The 14,058-nt window shown below is 70.3% G+C and carries 10 protein-coding genes; 8 read left to right on the top strand and 2 right to left on the bottom strand.

Annotated features, from left to right (window positions below):
• Nucleotides 1–5 precede the first annotated feature (5 nt).
• From ACIBJB_RS15450 to ACIBJB_RS15440, 3 genes are all read left to right on the top strand, one after another.
• Nucleotides 6–1,220, top strand: a complete 1,215-nt coding sequence (locus ACIBJB_RS15450) for an acetyl-CoA C-acetyltransferase (RefSeq protein WP_398930583.1) — start codon at nt 6–8, stop codon at nt 1,218–1,220.
• A gap of 42 nt (nt 1,221–1,262) precedes the next feature.
• Entirely contained in the window at nt 1,263–3,455 is a 2,193-nt protein-coding gene (locus tag ACIBJB_RS15445; protein WP_398930581.1) for a 3-hydroxyacyl-CoA dehydrogenase NAD-binding domain-containing protein, read from the top strand.
• Nucleotides 3,456–3,642: 187 nt separating this feature from the next.
• Nucleotides 3,643–5,271, top strand: a complete 1,629-nt coding sequence (locus ACIBJB_RS15440) for a thiamine pyrophosphate-binding protein (RefSeq protein WP_398930579.1) — start codon at nt 3,643–3,645, stop codon at nt 5,269–5,271.
• Nucleotides 5,272–5,296: 25 nt separating this feature from the next.
• Here ACIBJB_RS15440 and ACIBJB_RS15435 read toward each other — a convergent pair whose 3' ends face one another.
• Entirely contained in the window at nt 5,297–6,028 is a 732-nt protein-coding gene (locus ACIBJB_RS15435; RefSeq protein ID WP_398930576.1) for a MerR family transcriptional regulator, read from the bottom strand.
• A 226-nt stretch (nt 6,029–6,254) separates the two neighbouring features.
• Between ACIBJB_RS15435 and ACIBJB_RS15430 the strand changes: the two genes are divergently transcribed.
• The 3 genes from ACIBJB_RS15430 (at nt 6,255) to ACIBJB_RS15420 (ending at nt 9,109) form a co-directional block, all read left to right on the top strand.
• Complete coding sequence (locus ACIBJB_RS15430) at nt 6,255–7,721, top strand: amino acid permease (RefSeq protein ID WP_398930574.1); 1,467 nt, start codon at nt 6,255–6,257, stop codon at nt 7,719–7,721.
• Between the two features lie 201 nt (nt 7,722–7,922).
• Nucleotides 7,923–8,336: a hypothetical protein gene (locus ACIBJB_RS15425; protein ID WP_398930572.1), complete on the top strand. Its 414-nt coding sequence runs from the start codon at nt 7,923–7,925 to the stop codon at nt 8,334–8,336.
• Nucleotides 8,337–8,422: 86 nt separating this feature from the next.
• Nucleotides 8,423–9,109 carry a DUF6766 family protein gene (locus tag ACIBJB_RS15420; protein WP_398930570.1) on the top strand — a complete coding sequence of 229 codons (687 nt, stop codon included), beginning with the start codon at nt 8,423–8,425 and terminating at the stop codon, nt 9,107–9,109.
• 16 nt (nt 9,110–9,125) lie between these two features.
• Here the strand turns inward: ACIBJB_RS15420 and ACIBJB_RS15415 are convergent, their stop codons facing one another.
• The gene (locus tag ACIBJB_RS15415) at nt 9,126–10,628 is read right to left on the bottom strand and encodes a M1 family metallopeptidase (protein ID WP_398930568.1); all 1,503 of its coding nucleotides are present in this window, start codon (nt 10,626–10,628) and stop codon (nt 9,126–9,128) included.
• Nucleotides 10,629–10,788: 160 nt separating this feature from the next.
• Between ACIBJB_RS15415 and ACIBJB_RS15410 the strand changes: the two genes are divergently transcribed.
• The gene (locus ACIBJB_RS15410; protein ID WP_398930566.1) at nt 10,789–12,762 is read left to right on the top strand and encodes a Xaa-Pro dipeptidyl-peptidase; all 1,974 of its coding nucleotides are present in this window, start codon (nt 10,789–10,791) and stop codon (nt 12,760–12,762) included.
• Nucleotides 12,759–14,000 carry a M14 family metallocarboxypeptidase gene (locus tag ACIBJB_RS15405; protein WP_398930564.1) on the top strand — a complete coding sequence of 414 codons (1,242 nt, stop codon included), beginning with the start codon at nt 12,759–12,761 and terminating at the stop codon, nt 13,998–14,000. Before ACIBJB_RS15410 ends, ACIBJB_RS15405 begins: the two co-directional genes overlap by 4 nt.
• The last annotated feature ends 58 nt before the right edge of the window (nt 14,001–14,058 follow it).

Here is a 14,058-nt window from a genome sequence, read left to right as displayed (position 1 = left end):
TCCTCGTGAGCACCGAAGCGTACGTGTACGACGCGATCCGCACCCCGCGCGGCCGCGGCAAGGCGAACGGCGCCCTGCACGGCACCAAGCCCATCGACCTGGTCGTCGGACTCATCCACGAGATCCGCGCCCGCTTCCCGGACCTGGACCCGGCCGCGGTCGACGACATCGTGCTCGGCGTCGTCGGCCCGGTCGGCGACCAGGGCTCCGACATCGCCCGGATCGCCGCCGTCGCCGCCGGACTGCCGGACACGGTCGCGGGCGTCCAGGAGAACCGCTTCTGTGCCTCGGGCCTGGAGGCCGTCAACATGGCGGCCGCCAAGGTGCGTTCGGGCTGGGAGGACCTGGTCCTCGCGGGCGGTGTCGAGTCGATGTCCCGGGTGCCGATGGCCTCCGACGGCGGCGCCTGGTTCAACGACCCGATGACCAACCTGGCCGTCAACTTCGTGCCGCAGGGCATCGGCGCCGACCTGATCGCCACGATCGAGGGTTTCTCCCGCCGTGACGTCGACGAGTACGCGGCCCTCTCGCAGGAGCGCGCGGCCACGGCCTGGAAAGAGGGCCGCTTCGACCGGTCCGTCGTCCCGGTGAAGGACCGCGCGGGTCTGACCGTCCTCGACCACGACGAGCACCTGCGACCGGGCACGACCGCCGACTCCCTCGCGGGGCTCAAGCCGTCCTTCGCGGACATCGGCGACCTCGGCGGCTTCGACGCGGTGGCCCTGCAGAAGTACCACTGGGTCGAGAAGATCGACCACGTCCACCACGCGGGCAACTCCTCCGGCATCGTGGACGGCGCCTCGCTGGTCGCGATCGGCTCGAAGGAGGTCGGCGAGCGCTACGGCCTCACCCCGCGCGCGCGGATCGTGTCCGCGGCCGTCTCCGGTTCCGAACCCACCATCATGCTCACCGGCCCCGCGCCCGCCACCCGCAAGGCACTCGCCAAGGCCGGGCTGACCATCGACGACATCGACCTCGTCGAGATCAACGAGGCCTTCGCGGCGGTCGTCCTGCGCTTCGTGCGGGACATGGGCCTGTCCCTGGACAAGGTCAACGTCAACGGCGGCGCGATCGCGCTCGGCCACCCCCTCGGTGCCACCGGCGCCATGATCCTGGGCAGCCTGATCGACGAACTCGAACGCCAGGACAAGCGGTACGGCCTCGCGACGCTCTGTGTGGGCGGCGGCATGGGCATCGCCACCATCGTCGAGCGCATCTGACCCCCTCCCACGGACACGACGGATCACACGGAGCACTTCCCCATGAGCACTCAGTCCACGACCATCCGCTGGGAACAGGACCGCACCGGCGTCGTCACCCTCGTACTCGACGACCCCGACCAGTCCGCGAACACGATGAACCAGGCGTTCCGCGACTCCCTCGCGGTGATCACCGACCGCCTGGAGGCAGAGAAGGACACCATCCGCGGTGTCATCATCACCTCCGCCAAGAAGACCTTCTTCGCCGGCGGCGACCTGCGCGACCTGATCCGGGTCACCCCCGAGACCGCGCAGGAACTCTTCGACGGCGGCCTCGCGATCAAGCGCGACCTGCGCCGCATCGAGACCCTGGGCAAGCCGGTCGTCGCCGCGATCAACGGGGCGGCGCTGGGCGGCGGTTACGAGATCGCCCTCGCCTGCCACCACCGCATCGCCCTCGACGCACCCGGCTCCAAGATCGGCTGCCCCGAGGTCACCCTCGGCCTGCTCCCCGGAGGCGGCGGAGTCGTCCGTACGGTCCGTCTCCTGGGCATCGCCGACGCCCTCCTGAAGGTCCTGCTCCAGGGCACCCAGTACGCCCCGCAGCGCGCCCTGCAGAACGGCCTGGTCGACGACGTGGCCACCACCCAGGATGAGCTCCTGGCCAAGGCCCGCGCCTTCATCGACGCCAACCCCGAGTCCCAGCAGCCCTGGGACAAGCCGGGCTACCGCATCCCCGGCGGCACACCCGCCAATCCGAAGTTCGCGGCGAACCTCCCCGCCTTCCCGGCGACCCTCCGCAAGCAGACCAACGGCGCGCCCTACCCGGCCCCGCGCAACATCCTCGCGGCAGCGGTGGAAGGCGCCCAGGTCGACTTCGAGACGGCACAGGTCATCGAGGCGCGCTACTTCGTCGAGCTGGCCGCAGGCCAGACCTCGAAGAACATGATCCAGGCGTTCTTCTTCGACCTCCAGGCGGTGAACTCCGGCGCGAACCGCCCCAAGGGCGTGGCTCCCCGCCAGGTCCGCAAGGTGGCCGTGCTCGGCGCCGGGATGATGGGCGCGGGCATCGCGTACTCGTGCGCCCGCGCGGGCATCGACGTGGTCCTGAAGGACGTGTCCCCGCAGGCGGCGGCCAAGGGCAAGGCCTACTCGGAGAAGCTCTGCGCGAAGGCGGTCTCCCGCGGCCGGACGACTCAGGAGAAGGCGGACGCGCTCCTGGCCCGCATCACACCGACGGCGGACCCCCAGGACCTGGCCGGCTGCGACGCGGTCATCGAGGCCGTCTTCGAGGACTCGGCGCTGAAGCACAAGGTCTTCCAGGAGATCCAGCACATCGTCGAGCCGGACGCGCTGCTCTGCTCCAACACCTCGACCCTGCCGATCACCGCGCTGGCCGAGGGGGTGGAGCGCCAGACGGACTTCATCGGCCTGCACTTCTTCTCCCCGGTCGACAAGATGCCGCTGGTCGAGATCATCAAGGGGGAGAGGACGGGCGAGGAGGCGCTGGCTCGTGCCTTCGACCTGGTCCGGCAGATCAAGAAGACGCCGATCGTCGTGAACGACTCCCGCGGCTTCTTCACCTCCCGCGTCATCGGCCACTTCCTCAACGAGGGGGTGGCCATGGTCGGCGAGGGCATCGAGCCCGCGTCGATCGAGCAGGCGGCCGCGCAGGCGGGCTACCCGGCGAAGGTCCTGTCGCTGATGGACGAGCTGACGCTCACGCTCCCGCGCAAGATCCGCAAGGAGACGAAGCAGGCGGTGGAGGAGTCGGGCGGCACCTGGACACCCCACCCCGCCGACGCGGTCATCGACCGTATGGTCGACGAGTTCGGCCGCACCGGCCGCAGCGGGGGCGGCGGCTTCTACGACTACGGCGACGACGGCAGGCGCACGTCCCTGTGGCCGGGCCTGCGCGAACACTTCACGCGCGCGGGTTCGCAGACCCCCTCCGAGACGGTGCCTTTCAAGGACATGCAGGAACGCATGCTCTTCTCCGAGGCCCTGGACACGGTCAAACTCCTGGAGGAGGGAGTGCTGACCTCGGTCGCCGACGCCAACATCGGCTCCATCTTCGGCATCGGCTTCCCCGGCTGGACGGGCGGAGTCCTGCAGTACATCAACGGCTACGAGGGCGGCCTCCCGGGCTTCGTGGCCCGCGCACGCGAACTGGCGGAGCGGTACGGAGAGCGGTTCACGCCGCCGGCGTTGCTGGTGGAGAAGGCGGCGAACGGGGAGCGCTTCGGGGACCAGTGACGCGGATGCCATGAACGCCGGGCGGGCGAGCGCGGCTCGCCCGGCGTCAGGGAGCAGGCAACTCAGGTCCTTCGGGCCGACGGGAGCCGTACGGCTGGCCGATCCGCCCCCTTGCCGCGCACCCCCGGGCTCCCCGACGCTGGCTTGCGAGCCGGTCGCACCTCAACTCCCGCCACGAGGAGCCCCCATGGGTCACCGCCCCGCCCTCGCCGTCCTGGACATCCTCCGCGACGAGGGCGTGGACCGCGTCTTCGGCAACCCGGGCACCACCGAACTCCCCTTCCTGGCCGCACTCGCACAGACAGAGGACGCCCCCGAGTACGTCCTCGGCGTCCACGAGGGCTCGGTCGTGGCGATGGCGGACGGCTATGCCAGAGCCACCGGCCGCCCCGCCTTCGTGAGCCTCCACATCGCGGCCGGCCTCGCCAACGGTCTCATCGGCCTGCTCAACGCCCGCCGCTCCCGCACCCCCCTAGTCGTCACAGCGGGCCAACAGGACCGCCGCCACCTCCAGCAGGACCCCATGCTCTCCGGCGACCTGATCGGCCTCGCGACCCCCGCCGTGAAGGCGACGTACGACATCCAGCACGCCCGGGACCTCCCCCTGGCCCTGCGCCGGGCCTTCGCCCTCGCCCAACGGCCGCCCGCGGGACCGGTGTTCCTCTCCGTCCCCATGGACCTCCTCCAGGAGGACGTGGAACTGGAGATCCCGCCTCGCACCCCCACACCCCCGCTCGGCCCGGCCCCCGGCATCGAACGAGCCGCGGTGCTCCTGGGATCGGCCGCCCGCCCGGCGATCGTCGCCGGCGACGCGGTGGCCCGCGAGGACGCCCTCGGCGCACTCGTCCGCACGGCGGAGGCCTGCGGAGCCGTGGTCCATCACCAGCCCATGGCGGACGCCCTCGACTTCCCCACCACCCACCCCCTGTACGCGGGCATGCTCCCGCCCCGCCACGACGCGGTCCGCGCGGCCCTCGCCCCCTACGACACCGTCCTGATCGCCGGCGCCCACGCCTTCACCCCCCACCACTACACGCCGGGCCCCGCCCTGCCCCCCGGCGTCACCGTCCTCCAACTCGACTCCGACCCGGACGAGATCGGCCGCAACTTCCCCGCCGACACAGGCCTCGTCGGCGCCCTCGCCCCCTCCCTGCACCGCCTGGCGGACCTGCTCCGCGACCGGGTACCCGAACACACCGCGAAGGCCCGCATCCTCCGCGCCGGCGAGCACCACGCCACCGAACGCGACCGCGCCGAGTCCGCGGCCCGCGCCGCCTACTCCCCGGCCCCGCTGGCTCCCTGGGCCGCGGCCCACGCCGTGGCGAGCGGTCTGCCGGCGGACGCCGTGGTCGTCGAGGAGGCCATCACCGTCGGCCTCCTGCTCCGCAGGCACGTACGTCTGGAAAGCCCCGGCAGCTACACCCACACCGTCGGTGGCGGCCTCGGCTGGGGCATCGGCGCCGCCGTGGGCCGCTCCCTCGCCGAACCGAACCGTCCCGTCGTCGCCGTCCTGGGCGACGGCGGCACCCTCTTCGGCCTCCAGGGCCTGTGGAGCGCGGCCCGCCAGAACACGCCCGTCCTGTTCGTCGTCATGAACAACGGCGTCTACCGCACGCTCCAGGACACCTACAAGGCGATGGGAGTCGAAGGCACCTGCCCCGGCACCGAACTGGGCCCCCTGGACTTCACCCAGGCCGCCCGCTTCTTCGGCGTCGACGCGGTCCGGGCCGACAGCGCCGACCACGTGAAAGAGCTGGTGGCCGGAGCGGGCGACCTCACCGGGCCGCTGCTCGTCGACGTACCACTGCGGCCGTAGCCGAAGTCCGTGCGACCGCGATGTTTCAGGAGGTTCCGCCCACCTCCGACGTCCACTCCCGCAGCTCCTCCTTGAGGGACCGCTGAAAGGTCGTCAACAGGGCCTGCACGACCAGGGGTTCCATGTGCGCGGACAGCGACTTCACGTCCTGCGCGGCGCGTTGGGCCACCTCGCCCCGGAACAGCTGCGACAACTCGTGGGCGGCGGCCCGGGAGTGCTCGATGAGCACCTTGCGCGAGGCCAGGATCGCCTCCAGCGACAGCGGGACGTCGAGCAGTCCGACACCGAGCCGGAGCAGGCCGAGGTCGACGCGGTAGCCGTCGCCGTCCGGCCGTACGACGTCCATCGCGGCGAGCCGTTCCAGGTCGTCGTCGCTCAGCGCCCGTCCCGCCCGCCGCTGGAGCTCCTCGCGCGTCACCGGCTCCACGACGTCCGGGGCCCAGGAGGCCACCACGGCCCGGTGGATCGCCAGATCATGGGGGCTCAGATCGGACGGCAGCTGCTGCAGGTAGCGTTCGATCGCCGCCAGGGTCATGCCCTGGTGCTGGAGCTCCTCGATCAGCGCGAGGCGGGCGAGGTGCTCGCGGCCGTAGTGACCGACCCGGCGCGGACCGATCACCGGCGGCGGCAGCAGCCCTCGCGTGCCGTAGAAACGGACCGTGCGGACCGTGAGCCCCGCCCGCGCGGCCAGCTCGTCGACGGTAAAGGTCGGCTCCCCGGTCGGCTCCTCGGCGTCGGTTGAGGTGTCGGTCGTCATGTGGAGCAGTATCGCTGTCTCACCATTGCTGTGACACCTCTTGCTGTGACACCTGCCCCCGCAACCTTCGAGACGTCTGCCTCTGTGACGTCCGCCACCGTGTGTGGGGCGCCTTCCCGGGAAGGCGAGCCCTCGGCCTGTGCCCTTGACCTAAGGGGCACGGGCCGACGCATGTCCGGAGACCCGAGCGTGACCCGCCGGGGCGCACCAGAGAGTGGAACCACCTGTGAGCAAGGACGCCCTGCACTCGGCACAGGCCGCCGCCCGCACCGACGTGGCCCGGGTGCCCGCCGACGCGGGCGACGCCGGCTACAGCAAGGACCTCAAGGCCCGACACGTCAACATGATCGCCATCGGCGGCGCGATCGGCACCGGCCTCTTCCTGGGCGCCGGAGGACGCCTCCACACCGCGGGCCCGGCGCTGGCGCTGGCCTACCTGGTCTGCGGCGTCTTCGCCTTCTTCGTCGTCCGCGCCCTGGGCGAGCTGGTCCTCTACCGGCCCTCCTCGGGCTCCTTCGTGTCGTACGCGCGGGAGTTCCTCGGCGAGAAGGGGGCCTACGTCGCGGGCTGGATGTACTTCCTGAACTGGTCGACGACCGGCATCGCCGACATCACGGCGATCGCGCTCTACACGCACTACTGGAGCCTGTTCACCGACATCCCCCAGTGGACGCTGGCCCTGATCGCGCTGGCCGTGGTCCTCGCCGTGAACCTGATCTCGGTGAAGATCTTCGGCGAGATGGAGTTCTGGTTCGCGATCATCAAGGTCGCCACGCTCGTCGGCTTCATGCTGATCGGCATCTTCCTGCTGGCCACCCGGCACGAGGTGGACGGCGGGACACCTGGCCCGAGTGTGATCACCGACAACGGCGGCGTCCTCCCGCACGGCGCGATGCCGGTCGTCCTCGTCATGCAGGGCGTGATCTTCGCGTACGCCGCACTCGAGCTGGTCGGGGTCGCGGCGGGGGAGACGGCGGAACCGGAGAAGGTCGTCCCGCGCGCGGTGAACTCGATCATGTGGCGGGTAGGCCTGTTCTACGTCGGCTCGGTCGTCCTCCTGGCCCTGCTCCTGCCGGGTTCGGTCTACTCGGCCGACGAGAGCCCCTTCGTCACGGTCCTGTCGAAGATCGGACTCCCGGCGGCCGGTGACGTGATGAACCTGGTGGTCCTGACCGCGGCGATGTCCTCGCTGAACTCGGGCCTGTACTCCACCGGCCGCATCCTGCGCTCCATGGCGACGGCGGGCTCGGCCCCGAAGTTCACGGCCCGCATGAACCGCAGCCAAGTCCCCTACGGCGGCATCCTGCTCACCTGCGCGGTCTGCGTCCTCGGCGTCGGCCTGAACTACCTCATGCCGAGCCAGGCCTTCGAGATCGTGCTGAACGTCGCCTCCCTCGGCGTCATCAGCACCTGGGTGATCATCATGATCTGCCACCTGGTCTTCGTCCGCCGCGCCCGGTCGGGCCTGGTCCTCCGCCCCTCCTTCCGCCTGCCCTTCAGCCCCGCCACGGAGATCACCACGATCGCCTTCCTCCTGGCCTGCCTGGGCATGATGTGGAACGACCCCGAGGTGGGCCGCAGGACGCTCCTGCTGATCCCGGTGATCGCGGCACTCCTGGTGGGCGGCTGGTTCGGCATCCGCCACAGGGTCGAACGCACGACAGACCACGAACTGACCGACCTCACGGACTGACGCGTCCCCCTTGTGGGCGACGCACCGTGTCGTGCCCCGAAGGGGCGCGGGGAACTGCGCGCCCAGCCACAACTGGCCCGCAGCCGCCCCCTGCCCGGGCGGCACCGTGCTGTCGACGGAGACGGACGCGATCACCAGGGACGCACTCCTCGCCCGCGTGGCCGGTTTCTTGAATCAGGAGGAATCGGGTACCCGGACCGCGTGAGAAGAGCGCTCCGGATCGGCACGCTGATACTCCTGGTCCTGTTCGGACCGGCCCTCGCGGGCTGCGGAAGCGTCGGAGAACGCCGTTCGGACGCCGAGAGCGCGGCCGCCGGTTTCGAGCGGTTCCTGCGCGCCGACGACCCGAGCGGCCTCTGCACGGCTCTCGCACCGGAAACCCGCAGCGAACTGGAGGAGTCCGAGAAAGGGAACTGCGAGAAGGCGATCGCCTCCCAGGAGATACCCCCCGGAGGCACGACCCACCGGGTGGATGTCTACGGCAGACAGGCCCGCGTCGTCCTGGACGCGGACACCCTCTTCCTCTCCCTCTTCCCCGACGGCTGGAAAGTCGTCGCCGCAGGCTGCACACCCCGCCCGGGCCGGCCGTACCAGTGCACGCTCCAGGGAGGCTGACGGCGTATGCGGACCATGTTCACGCTCTGTCTGGTCGTCGTCCTCAGCGGCCTCGTCTACTTCACCGCCATGGGGCTGATGCACCGATGACCACACGCACCCGCGGCTTCCTGCGCGACAACGGCCTCGGCCTGGCCTTCGGCATCGGATTCCTGCTGGCCCTCGCCGGACAGGCGATCGCGGGCTACGCGGAGTTCAACAACCAGCTCACCACAGAAGGACTCGCCCAGGTCGGCTTCGGTGAATACCTCATGTCCTCCGACTTCGCCGTCGACGTGACGGAGAACTGGCAGTCGGAGTATCTCCAGTTCTTCCTCTACATCACCGCGACCGTCTGGCTTCTTCAAAGGGGCTCACCCGAGTCGAAGGAGATGCACAAAGCGGGAAAGGAGTCGGACCAGGATCAGCACGTCGGACAGTTCGCCCACCGGAACTCCCCCGGATGGGCCGGTGCCGGCGGACTGCGCCAGGCGCTCTACTCCCGCTCCCTCGGACTGGTCATGGGCACCATCTTCGTCCTGTCCTGGCTGGCCCAGTCGGTCAGCGGCGTCGCCGCCTACAACGAGGAACAGCTCCGCCAACTCCAGGCCCCCATGAGCTGGGGCAGCTACATAGGGTCCGCGGACTTCTGGAGCCGCACCCTGCAGAACTGGCAGTCCGAGCTCCTCGCGGTGGCCTCCATGGCCATCCTGTCCGTCTACCTCAGACAACGCGGCTCGCCGGAGTCCAAGCCGGTCGGGGCGGCCCACACCTCGACGGGCGTCGAGGGATAGGCCGCCCTCAAAACCCCTAGTCGGCGTGCACGTCGTTCGTCGCCGCGATCTTCTTCCACGACTTCGGCTGTACGGAGGCGCCCGCGGCCTCCCCGGCCTTGGCGATCGACGCGCCCCGCGCCGCCGGCGCCCCCGGCTTCGACGGCTGGAACAGCCACGTGTCGAACAGTGCCGCCAGCGGCCGCCCGGACACCTCCTCGGCGTACCGCTGGAAGTCGTCGACGGACGCGTTGCCGTACGCGAACTTCTGCGGCCAGCCCTTCAGTACGGCGAAGAAGGCCTCGTCGCCGATCTCGTTCCGCAGCGCCTGCAGGGCCAGCGCACCCCGGTCGTAGACGGCGATGTCGAACTGGTTCTCCGGCCCGGGATCACCCGGCTTCACCGTCCAGAACGCGTCGTCGGCCGGATGCGAGGCGTACACGTAGTCGGCGAGTTCCTGCGCCGTTCCCTCGCCCTCGTGCTCGGACCACAGCCACTGCGCGTACCGCGCGAAGCCCTCGTTGACCCAGATGTCCTTCCAGCCGCGCACGGACACGAGGTCGCCGTACCACTGGTGGGCCAGCTCGTGCACGACGACGGAGGTGTTGGACCCGTTCGCGAACTGCCGCGGGCTGTAGAACGGCCGGGTCTGCGTCTCCAGCGCGTACCCGGTGGTGGTGTTCGGCACATAGCCGCCGAGCGCGTCGAAGGGATACGGCCCGAAGTATTCGCTCAGCCAGTCGGCGATCTCCCCGGTCCGCTCGACACTGGCCCGGGCCGCGCCGTAGTTGGCCCCGAGGTCCTTGCTGTAGGCGTTGACGACCGGAATCCCGCCGTCGGTCGTCCCGGTCGTGATGTCGAACTTCCCGACGGCCAGAGTCGCGAGATACGTGGCCTGCGGCTTGTCGGAGCGCCAGTTCCAGCGGGTCCAGCCGAGGCGTGAACTCGTCGACTGGAGTGTCCCGTTGGAGATGGCCTGGCTGCCGTCCGGCACCTGGACCGACACGTCGTAGGTGGCCTTGTCGAGCGGGTGGTCGTTGCTCGGGAACCACCACCAGGCCGCCTCGGGCTCGTTCGCCCCGACCCCGCCGTCGGGAGTGCGGTGCCAGCTGGTGAAGCCGTACGCCTGCTTCGACGACGGCACCCCGCGGTAACGGACCACTACGGTCACGGAAGTGCCCTTGGCCAGGGGCGACTTGGGCGTGATCTCCAGCTCGTGCTCGCCGGAGGTCGTGAACGACGCCTTGGAGCCGTTGATCCGCACCTCGCTCACGTCGAGCAGAAAGTCCAGATCGAAGCGGGACAGATCCTGCGTGGTGCGCGCGAGAAGAGTCGCCGTACCCTCCAACTCGTCCGTCTGCGGCTGGTACTTCAGCCGCAGGTCGTAGTGGGAGACGTCGTATCCGCCGTTGCCGTAGGCCGGGTAGTAGGGGTCGCCGATACCCGGTGCGCCGGGGGAGAAGCCCGCTGCCGAGGCCGGGATCGCCAGCATCAGGGAGGCCGTCGCGAGTGCGCCCGGTGCGATGAGTCTGCGGTGCACGAAAGCTCCAAGTCGTGGGGGACCAAGACTGTTCGCAGCCTATTCATCACCTGTGAGCTGGATGTGTCCATGGCCACCCGTGTCACACGATCGCCATTCGGCCGTCATGGTCTCAAGGGGCCCTCTTTTGCACGGCAGTTGACCGCTGTACCGTCCGCGCATGTCGATACGCACGCGCTTCATGATCTGGAGACCGCTCGCGACAGCCGCCGCGGCCACCGCCGCCCTGCTGGCGACCTTCCTCGCGCCCGCGACCGCACAGGCGCAGGAGCGGACGGCCCCGCGAGAGAGCCAACCGGTCTACTCGTACGGCAACGCCGTCCGCGAGGCCGTCTGGGTGGACACCCGGCTCGACGGCGACGGTGACGGAAAGACCGACCGCGTCGCCGTCGACATCGTCCGGCCCCGCGAACCCGCCCAGCAGGGCCGCAAAGTCCCGGTCATCATGGACGCCAGCCCCTATTACTCCTGCTGCGGACGCGGCAACGAGAGCCAGCTGAAGACGTACGACGCCCAGGGCAACGTCGTGCAGATGCCGCTGTTCTACGACAACTACTTCGTGCCCCGCGGCTACGCCGTCGTCGGTGTCGACCTCGCCGGCACCAACCGCTCCGACGGCTGTGTGGACGTCGGCGGCCGCTCCGACGTCCAGTCCGCCAAGGCGGTGGTCGACTGGCTCAACGGCCGCGCCACCGCCTACACCAGCCGCACCGGCACAGCGAAGGCCAAGGCCACCTGGACCAACGGCAGGACCGGCATGATCGGCAAGAGCTGGGACGGCACCATCGCCAACGGCGTGGCCGCCACCGGGGTCGAGGGGCTGAAGACCATCGTCCCGATCAGCGCCATCTCCACCTGGTACGACTACTACTTCTCCCAGGGCGCCCCGCTCTACGACTCCGGCCCCGACTGGCTCTCCGACTACGTCGACAGCCCCGACGCCCGCGCCAAGTGCGCCGCCGTCCAGCAGAAACTCGTCGACCAGGCGCCCCGCACCGGCGACTGGACCCCGCTGTGGACGGAGCGCGACTATGTGAAGGACGCCCGCAAGGTCAAGGCCAGTGTCTTCGCGATCCACGGCATGCAGGACCTCAACGTCCGCCTCCAGCACCTCGGTCCGTGGTGGGACGCCCTCGCGAAGAACGGCGTCGAGCGCAAGATCTGGCTCTCCCAGACCGGCCACGTCGACCCCTTCGACTTCCGTCGCGCGCAATGGGTCGACACCCTGCACCGCTGGTTCGACCACGAACTCCTCGGCTACGACAACGGCATCGACCGCGAACCCATGGCCGACATCGAACGCCACCCCGACCAGTGGGTCACCTCGAAGACCTGGCCCCCGAGCGGCACTTCGGCCGCCACTCTGCGCCCCGCCCACGGCGCTCAGCCAGGCGTCGGCACCCTCGGCCTGACCAAGGCCAAGGGCACCGAGACCTTCACCGACGACCCCGCGCTGAGCGAGACCGACTGGGCCGCCCGGATCGACACGTCGACCCCCGACAAGGCGGGCTTCACCACCGGAACCCTCACCAGGGACCTCCGCCTGTCCGGCTCCTCCAAGGTCACCGTGACGGCGAGCCCGACCACCACCACGGCCCACCTCTCCGCCGTACTGGTGGACCTCGGCCCCGACACCATCCGCGACTACGCGGCCGGCGGCGAGGGCATCACCACTCTCACCGACCGCACCTGCTGGGGTGCGAGCACGACCGGGGACAGCGCCTGCTTCAAGCAGACGCAGGCGAAGACGACCGCCGTCGACTACACGGTCGTCAGCCGCGGCTGGGCCGACCTGGGCAACTACGCCGACCCCGGAAAGGGCGTCCCGCTCACCCCGGGCAGGGCGTACACCATCACCCTGGACCTCGGCGCCACGGACCACGTCGTCCCGGCGGGCCATCGCCTCGCCCTGATCGTCGCGGGCACCGACAAGGACCTCATCGACCCGCCGTCCACCAGGCCCATCCTCACGATCGACCTGTCCCGCACCACGGCCCGCGTCCCGCTGGTCGGCGGCGCCGCCGCCTTCGCCCATGCCACGAAGGGCGCCGAGACCGCCGTACCGGAGGCGTCAGGAGCCCTTGACGGAGTCCGGGCCCCGCGCACCGCCCACCGCGTCCCGGAGGGACGATGACGATCCGAACCGTCACCGTGAGCACCGCGGCCCTGGTGGCCTCCCTGGTCGCGATTCCGGCCGAAGCCACCGAAGCCCCGCCCCGCACCGGCTTCGAACAGTCGAACGGCGCCCGCTGGACGACCGAGTCCGAGGAGCGGGACTTCCTCACCCAGGTCGACCGAGCGAGCAGCCGGGTCTCGCTCAGCCGCATCGGTACGACGAGACAGGGCCGCCCCCTCCACCTCGTCCAGGTCGGCGCCCGCCACGCCGCGAACAAGGTCCTCCTCGTGTGCAGCCAGCACGGCGACGAGCCCTCCGGGCGCGAGGGCTGTCTCACCACGGTCCGTGACCTGGCGTACGCGAAGGACGCCGGCACCCGGCGCTTCCTCGACCGCACCACCGTGCTGGTCGTGCCCACCGCCAACCCGGACGGCCGGGCCGCCGACACCCGTGGCAACAGCGACGGCGTCGACATCAACCGCGACCACCTCGCCCTCGCCACCGCCGAGGCCCGCGCCATGGCGAAGGTCGTCCGCGACCGGCAACCGGACGTGATCTACGACCTGCACGAGTACTCCGCCACACCCCGGTACTACGACAAGGACCTCTTCGACCTCTGGCCCCGCAACCTCAACACCGACCAGGCCGTCCACGACGAGGCCGAGACCCTGTCCCAGGCGTACGTACGCCCCGCCGCCCAGCGCGCCGGCTACACGACCGGCACGTACGGCATCTGGACCGACCCGGTCACCGGCGACCCGGTCAAGCAGGTCGCCGGTGACGGCCAGGAGCGCATCCTGCGCAACATGTCGGGTGTCAAGCACGCGATCGGCCTGCTGATCGAGAGCAGAGTCGAACCACTGGGGGGCACGGACGAGGCGGGCAACAACCGACGCCGGGTGAACTCCCAACTGTCCGCTCTGAAAGGCCTGTTCGGCTTCGCCGACGATCGTCGCGGCCAGGTCGAGAAGGCCACCGCCAAGGCCCGCAACAAGCCCTCCACCGGCCCCGTCTACCTCGGCGGTGCCGACAACGACCCACCCGAACCGGCCGAGGTGATCCAGGACCCGCCCTGCGGCTACCGGCTCACCGACGCCCAGTACCTGGAGTGGAAGGACGAACTCGCCCTGCACGGAGTGCGGACGAAGGGCACCTACGTCCCGCTCCGCCAACCCCTGCGCGCCCTCGTCCCGCTGCTCCTCGACGAACGCGCCCCGTATCACCTCACGGCCGGGGAGCCCGACACCGGCTGCTGAACCGGTCGAGATCTGCGGCACCTGTGGTAGGTCCTGGGGAACTGTGTGAAAACCGGCG

Source organism: Streptomyces sp. NPDC050759, assembly GCF_044456945.1.
Lineage (GTDB): Bacteria > Actinomycetota > Actinomycetes > Streptomycetales > Streptomycetaceae > Streptomyces.
Note: the sequence above shows the minus strand (reverse complement) of the source record. Positions and strands in the feature narration are given on the sequence as shown.